This window comes from Marinobacter sp. UBA2498, assembly GCF_002341575.1.
Lineage (GTDB): Bacteria > Pseudomonadota > Gammaproteobacteria > Pseudomonadales > Oleiphilaceae > Marinobacter > Marinobacter manganoxydans.
On the sequence record NZ_DDOI01000124.1, the window covers coordinates 46280 to 52125 of the forward strand.

7 protein-coding genes are annotated in these 5846 nt (G+C 58.9%); 6 read left to right on the forward strand and 1 reads right to left on the reverse strand.

Going from position 1 to position 5846, the window contains the following annotated elements:
• Nucleotides 1–486 (reverse strand): enoyl-CoA hydratase/isomerase family protein (locus tag B2W52_RS17535; RefSeq protein WP_286803805.1); only part of this gene is annotated, 486 nt, incomplete at its 3' end.
• A 237-nt stretch (nt 487–723) separates the two neighbouring features.
• Here B2W52_RS17535 and B2W52_RS17540 point away from each other — a divergent pair.
• The 6 genes from B2W52_RS17540 to B2W52_RS17565 form a co-directional block, all read left to right on the forward strand.
• The gene (locus B2W52_RS17540; RefSeq protein ID WP_008177246.1) at nt 724–1539 is read left to right on the forward strand and encodes an ABC transporter ATP-binding protein; all 816 of its coding nucleotides are present in this window, start codon (nt 724–726) and stop codon (nt 1537–1539) included.
• The gene (locus tag B2W52_RS17545; RefSeq protein ID WP_104270508.1) at nt 1539–2417 is read left to right on the forward strand and encodes a branched-chain amino acid ABC transporter permease; all 879 of its coding nucleotides are present in this window, start codon (nt 1539–1541) and stop codon (nt 2415–2417) included. Before B2W52_RS17540 ends, B2W52_RS17545 begins: the two co-directional genes overlap by 1 nt.
• A 1-nt stretch (nt 2418) precedes the next feature.
• Nucleotides 2419–3462 (forward strand): branched-chain amino acid ABC transporter permease, encoded by a 1044-nt coding sequence (locus B2W52_RS17550; protein WP_008177250.1) that lies wholly within the window; start codon nt 2419–2421, stop codon nt 3460–3462.
• Between the two features lie 71 nt (nt 3463–3533).
• The gene (locus B2W52_RS17555; RefSeq protein WP_008177251.1) at nt 3534–4742 is read left to right on the forward strand and encodes an ABC transporter substrate-binding protein; all 1209 of its coding nucleotides are present in this window, start codon (nt 3534–3536) and stop codon (nt 4740–4742) included.
• Nucleotides 4743–4750: 8 nt separating this feature from the next.
• Nucleotides 4751–5560, forward strand: coding sequence for an ABC transporter ATP-binding protein (locus B2W52_RS17560; RefSeq protein ID WP_053113832.1), 810 nt, complete (start codon nt 4751–4753; stop codon nt 5558–5560).
• Nucleotides 5557–5846 (forward strand): AMP-binding protein (locus B2W52_RS17565; protein ID WP_286803806.1); only part of this gene is annotated, 290 nt, incomplete at its 3' end. The genes B2W52_RS17560 and B2W52_RS17565, both read left to right, overlap by 4 nt.

Consider the following 5846-nt stretch of genomic DNA (forward strand, 5'->3'; position numbering starts at 1 on the left):
CGCCCGACCAGCGCCCAACTTGTGGGCCAGGGCCCAGCTGCCGCCGCAATCCGGAACCGCGCCAATACCGTTGTAGGCGACCAGAAATTTCGAGTCTTCCTCGGCGATCACCAGATCGGCCATCAGCGTGAGACTGAGCCCTGCGCCGGCGGCGACGCCCCTGACCGCAGCGATAACCGGTGCGTCCATGCTGCGAAGTAGCAGGATGGCGGGATTGACGGCATCCAGGATCGCGCCTATGGCTTTGCCTGCCTGCTCTGACGTTCCGACCATGCTGGACACGTCTCCTCCGGCCATGAAAGCTCGCCCTGTGCCTGCCAGGACAATGCACCGAACGCCGGAAAGGCTATTGATATGCTCGACTGCCGCAAGAAAGGCCTCCGCGAGGGGGACATTGATGGCGTTCAGGGCTTCGGGGCGATTAAAGGTCAACCTGGCTACCCCTGTTCCGGCATCAAAAGAGGTGGTTACCAGCGTGTCTGTCATGATGAATCGCCCTCCCTGTTCAGCAGGTCTGAAGATCAGAAACCTGCGTAATGATGAGGTATCAGGATAGAGCGGTTTGCCTAATGTTGCCTGAATGGACTACTTTAAATCTGGATCGGGGCTAACCCCGACGACAAGAAAAAACAAAAATTACAATCATCTTCGGGCGTGAGATGGGTATCGGCAGGGCGTGTTCACGTGCCTGAGTACCCGGCGCCAGGGGTGCCGGGAGGTATAGTGAGCATCCTTGAGATCAGTAACCTGTCTCTGTCGTTTGGTGGTGTTAAGGCGCTGCAGGACGTGAGCTTCCGGGTGCCTGAAAACACGGTAACAACCATTATCGGCCCGAACGGCGCCGGCAAAACATCGCTGTTCAACTGCATCTCCGGCTTCTACAAACCCCAGCAGGGCACCATCCGCTATCAGGGGCAGCCGCTGCCGGGCAGTATCAAGCCGCCGAAACGGGCAGCATTGGGCCTTGCCCGAACCTTCCAGAACATTGCCCTGTTCCGGGGTATGACCGTCCTGGACAACATCAAGCTGGGCGCCCACGTGCACATGAAGAGCGGACTGCTCAGTGCGCTGGCCTATTTCGGCCCGGCCCGGCGTGAGGAAATGGCTGTCCGTAGGGATGTGGAAGAGCGCATCATCGATTTCCTCGAGATAGACCACATTCGTCGCCAGCCGGTTGCGAGCCTTTCCTACGGCCTTCAAAAGCGGGTCGAGCTTGCCCGGGCGCTGGCCATGCAGCCGAAAGTCTTGATGCTGGATGAGCCGGTGGCGGGTATGAATCGGGAGGAAAAGGAAGACATGGCCCGCTTTATTCTCGATATTCGGGAAGAGTGGGGTGTCACCGTGCTGATGGTGGAGCACGACATGGGCATGGTCATGGATATTTCCGACCACATCGCGGTGCTGAACTTTGGTCAGGTCATCACTGAAGGCCTGCCTGCGGACGTTCAGAACAACCCCGAGGTTATCAAGGCTTACCTGGGCAACAGTGATATCGAGAGCCTTCGCAAAAAGCTCAATGCCGAGGGGGAGGCCGCCTGATGGATTGGTTGTTCTTCGGCGAAATCAGCCTGGCAGGCCTTGCCATGGGCGGCCTTTACGCCCTCATCGCCCTGGGCTTTGTGATCATCTATAAAGCGACGAGGGTGATCAATTTCGCCATCGGCGAGATCATGATGTTCGCGGCCTACCTGTTCCTGGCGTTTGCCGGTGGCATGGAAATGTCGCCCTGGATTGCCCTTCCGCTGGCTGTCATCGGCGGCAGTATTCTCGGTGGCGTCATTGAAAAGACCATGATCCGGCCGATGCTGGGCGAGTCGCCGATTTCAGTGGTGATGGTGACCATCGGCATTGCGAGCATCCTGGTGGGTCTGGTGGAGTTCGTCTGGACGGCGGATCCGCAGTTGCTACCCAATTTCCTGCCTCGCGAGCCGGTGTTTATCGGCGAGCTGTATCTGGCCCCGAAAATTGCCTACGGCTTTCTTATCGGGTCGGCCCTTCTTATTGTCTACCTGCTGTATTTCCGGTTCTCCCGGGGTGGCGTGGCCCTGCGAGCCACCGCCTCGGATCAGGCGGCAGCCTATTCCATGGGCATCAATGTGCGCCGGGTGTTCAACATGGCGTGGGTGTTTGGCTCTCTTGCGGCATCCCTGGCAGGTGTGCTGGTGGCGGCCACCGGAGGCCTCAGCCCGCAGTTCGGGATCATTGGCCTGAGTGTTCTTGTGGTGGTGATCGTAGGCGGCCTGGACAGTATTCTCGGCGCCCTGGTGGCCGGCGTGTTCATCGGCTGGCTGGAGACGGTAGCTGGCGCCTATCTGGGCGGTGAATACCGGATGCCGGCAACCTTCCTGGTGCTGGCGATCATCCTGGTGATCCGCCCCTACGGCCTGTTCGGCACCCACGAAATAGAGCGAGTGTAAGATGCGTATCGGTGACGCAAAACAGAGCTACGAGGCCGATGAGGCAATCTGGACAAGCCAGACCCAGAAATTGTGGCTGGGGTTCTTCCTGCTGATCTTGCTGGTCTTCCCTTTTGTGGTGGACTCCTATCTTCTCTACCTGGGGTGCCTGGTCGGCATAGCGGTGATCAGTACTACCGGCCTTAACATCCTGACCGGTTTCACCGGACTGATTTCCCTGGGGCAGGCCGGGTTTATGGGTGTGGGCGCCTACACCGTTGCCTGGCTGTCGATTAACACCGCATTGCCTTTCCCGGTGACCCTGGTACTGGCCGGCCTCATGGCAGCCGCCGTCGGGATCCTCGTCGGCCTGCCCTCGCTTCGCGTCAAAGGTTTGTATCTGGCCATCGCGACTCTCGCGGCCAGCGTGTTCCTGCATTTCATCTTCGCCGAGTGGGAATCGGTAACCGGCGGGATGGGTGGCTTGAGCCTGGAGCCGGCGCACCTGTTCGGTCTGACCTTCCAGAGCGATTTCATGATGTATTTCATCATTGTGCCGCTGGCGGTGCTGATGGTAGCGGGTGCCAGGAATGTATTCCGGACAAGAATTGGCCGGGCCTTTATCGCCATTCGCGACCGGGATATCTCCGCGGAGATCCTGGGCATTAACCTGTTGCGCTACAAGCTCATGTCCTTTGCGCTCAGCTCGTTCTATGCCGGGATCGCCGGCGGCCTGTTCGCCTATTTCTATCGGGTGGTCACGCCAGAGAGCTTTCCGCTTTCCATGTCCATTTTCTATCTGGCGGCCGTGATCGTCGGCGGTATGGGGAACTTGCTGGGTGGCATTCTTGGCGCCGCCTTCATGACCCTGGTGCCGGAAGCCCTGAAGCTGCTGACCGCCGCGCTGACGCCTTTCTATCCGAATGCGCCGGTGTTCATGTCGCCGATGCTGGAAATCATCTTTGGCGCCCTGATCGTGGGCTTTCTGATCTTCGAGCCCCACGGCCTGGCGGAGATCTGGCACCGGATCCGTCGCTTCTTCCGCCTGTGGCCGTTCAGGAATTAATCGTGTTTCAACGGGCTCGCTACCTCGGGCCCATGCACCACCAACAACAAGAAGCAGCAAGGAGAAGAAACATGTTCAGAAACATCCTCGAAAAAGGTCGCCGGCTTGCCGGGCTTGGTAGCCTGGTCGCTGCACTGACAGTTGCTGCCCCGGCGATGGCTCAGGATAAAGAGCCCATCGTGTTCGGTGGCTCCATACCGCTTTCCGGTGTCTTTGCCTTTGCCGGTATTCACCTCCATGCCGGTCTCACCGACTACACCGATTGGATCAACAGCCAGGGCGGCATCAATGGTCATCCCGTGGAATACGTCATGGAAGACACTGCCTATGAGGTGGACCGTTCGGTCGCGGCTTTCAAGAAGATCTCCGGCAGCAGCTCGCCGGCTACCTATTACGGCGACAGCACCGGTTTCATGAAGGCCATCGCCTCGGAGCTCAACAGCCAGGGCAACACGCTCATGAGCGGCGCGTCCTTCGCTACCGTGCTGACCGACAACGAAACCTATCCGTATCAGTTCATTCCGGGGCCGAACTACAGCCAGATGTTCGGCATCATCCTCGAGTACATCGCATCCCAGGGTGAAGGCGGCGATATGCCGAACGTGGCGTTTGTCTATAGCGATACCGAATTTGGTAAGGACCCGATCGAGAATGGCAAGGCCCGCGCTGCCGAGTTGGGCATTGAAGTGGTGGAAGAAATTGTCACCAAGCCCGGCAGTGTCGACGTCTCTGCCGAGGTGCTGAAACTGCGTCGGGTGCGCCCCGATTACGTGGTCTTCCACGGTTATGTGCTGTCACCGATCAACGAATTCATGGTGCAGATGCGCCAGATGGGCCTGGATACCCAATTCATGGGTACCTTCTGGTCTTCGGACAAGCTGATTATCGACAAGATGGGTGCAGATGCTGATGGTTACATGGGCGTGATGCCCTATAACTACTACGACAGTGAGGAAAGTGGCCCGATGCTGGATGCCCTGAGGGCCCAGGCCGAGAAGAGTGATCCGGAGGCCGGCTACCGTCCCACCGGGTATATCCAGGGCTGGTTCAACGCCATGGTCTGGACCGAAGTGATCAAGCGCACCCTGGATGCCGGCAAAGAGCTGAACGCGGACAACATGGCAGAGGCCCTGGCCTCCATCGAGGACTGGGACACCGGCGGTATCATCGGGATTCCCGTGACCGTGCGGGACATGTCTTTCCCGGTAGGCCGTATCTGGCGGGTGAACGCTGACGAGGGCCGCTATGAGCCCGTGTCGGACTGGATCCACCTCGACTGAGGGGCTGTATGGAAGCCTTACTGGAAATCGATAATATCGAGGTAGTCTACAACAAGTCAGTGCAGGTCCTTCGGGGCCTGTCACTGCGGGTTCCGAAGGGGGCCATTGTAGCGCTCCTCGGCTCCAATGGTGCTGGTAAATCCACCACCCTCAAAAGCGTCTCAGGGCTGCTGACCCTGGAAGACGGAGAGGTCACTGCCGGCGAAGTACGCTTCAGGAGTAAGGATGTAAAAGGTGTTCCGCCGGAGCGGCTTGTGCGCGACGGACTCTTTCATGTCATGGAAGGCCGACGAGTGTTCGAGGACCTCACGGTTGAGGAGAACCTGATTGCCGCCACCTACGCGCTCAGTGGCAGTAAGCCGTCCCTGAGTGACAGCTATGAGCTGGTTTATAACTATTTCCCGAGACTGAAGGAGCGCCGCAAGCAGTTGGCCGGTTACCTCTCCGGCGGCGAGCAGCAGATGTTGGCCCTGGGTCGGGCGCTGATTGCACAGCCGGACCTGATCATGCTGGATGAGCCGTCCCTTGGCCTGGCGCCGCTGCTGGTGGAAGAGATCTTTACCATCGTGGCCAGAATCAACCGGGAGCAGGGGACTGCCATTCTTCTGGTGGAACAGAATGCCGCGGTGTCACTGGCGATTGCGTCCTACGGTTACATCATGGAAAACGGCAAGATCGTGATCGATGGCCCGGCAGAAAAACTCACTGCGAATGAAGATGTTCAGGAATTCTATCTGGGTGTGGGTGGCAAGGAAGGTGAGGCCCGCAGTTATCGAGACATCAAGCACTACAAACGCCGTAAACGGTGGCTGTCATGACAATGCCTTCCATCCCTGACCTCACGCTGACACAGATGCTCCGGGCCCATGCCCGGGAGCGGCCGGACGCCCTTGCTTTGCGCCAGAAGGACTTCGGTATCTGGCAGGCCTATTCCTGGCAGGATTATTACCGGCGGGCCCGGCACTTCGGGCTGGGGCTGCGTGCCATGGGGCTCGAACCGGGTGGCCACGTGGCCATTATCTCGGAAAACCGGGTGGAGTGGGTCATCGGCCAGATGGGCATCGGCCTGGTGCAGGGCATCTGTGTCGGGGTCTATCCCACCAG

Bases quoted from the DNA above. Each gene is read 5' to 3' on its own strand.
- B2W52_RS17545 (WP_104270508.1), top strand. From the start codon at position 1,539: ATGGATTGGTTGTTCTTCGGCGAAATCAGCCTGGCAGGCCTTGCCATG.
- B2W52_RS17560 (WP_053113832.1), top strand. From the start codon at position 4,751: ATGGAAGCCTTACTGGAAATCGATAATATCGAGGTAGTCTACAACAAG.
- B2W52_RS17555 (WP_008177251.1), top strand. From the start codon at position 3,534: ATGTTCAGAAACATCCTCGAAAAAGGTCGCCGGCTTGCCGGGCTTGGT.
- B2W52_RS17550 (WP_008177250.1), top strand. From the start codon at position 2,419: ATGCGTATCGGTGACGCAAAACAGAGCTACGAGGCCGATGAGGCAATC.